This window comes from Asaia sp. SF2.1 (assembly GCF_000505765.1).
Lineage (GTDB): Bacteria > Pseudomonadota > Alphaproteobacteria > Acetobacterales > Acetobacteraceae > Asaia > Asaia bogorensis.
Map to the genome: position 1 here is coordinate 81,361 of NZ_AYXS01000034.1, position 783 is coordinate 82,143.

Consider the following 783-nt stretch of genomic DNA (forward strand, 5'->3'; position numbering starts at 1 on the left):
GCCTCGCGCTCGCAGATCAGACGCAGCGCGACGGATTGCACGCGACCGGCGCTGCGGCTGCCGGGCAGTTTGCGCCACAAGACGGGCGAGAGGGTAAACCCGACCAGATAATCGAGCGCACGGCGGGCCATATAGGCATCGATCAGCGGCTGATCGAGCGCACGCGGATTCGCCATGGCCGTCTGCACGGCGGATTTGGTGATTTCATTGAAGGTGACGCGCTGCACGTTCTTGCCGCGCAGCAGGTTCTTCTCTTCCAGTGCGGCACGCACATGCCAGGAGATGGCCTCGCCTTCGCGATCCGGGTCAGTGGCGAGATAGAGCGTATCGGCGTTCTTGACCGCTTTCGCGATGGTGGCGATCTGCTTTGCCCCGCGCTCATCGGTCTGCCAGTCCATGGCGAAATTCTCGTCAGGCCGCACGCTGCCGTCTTTGGGCGGCAGATCGCGGACATGGCCGAAGGATGCCAGAACGATGAAATTATCGCCCAGATATTTGTTGATGGTCTTTGCCTTCGCCGGGCTTTCGACCACTACGACATCAGTCATCTCTACTCCAGAACCGCTCCGGCCTGTTCGTAACCGGTGGATCAGGCTGTCAGGACAACCTGCCCCCCGGGAAGGAAGGTCGCTGTGCCGCCAAGTTCGAGTTCTGACAGGGCGGACAGCACCGTGGAAACCGAGAACTGGCAGTGCGCTACGATATCGTCAACTGCCACAGGCGTTGGAGAGAGAAGCTCACATATTCTTTTTTTGACGTTCTCGGGGGCCGGAGGCGGTGAAA

The 783-nt window shown here is 60.5% G+C and carries 1 protein-coding gene and 1 pseudogene; both read right to left on the minus strand.

Annotated elements, in window-relative coordinates:
* Nucleotides 1-548 (minus strand): toprim domain-containing protein (locus P792_RS38975; protein ID WP_035440340.1); only part of this gene is annotated, 548 nt, incomplete at its 3' end.
* A gap of 41 nt (nt 549-589) precedes the next feature.
* A pseudogene (locus tag P792_RS38980) lies at nt 590-783 on the minus strand (DNA-protecting protein DprA); the annotation flags it as partial.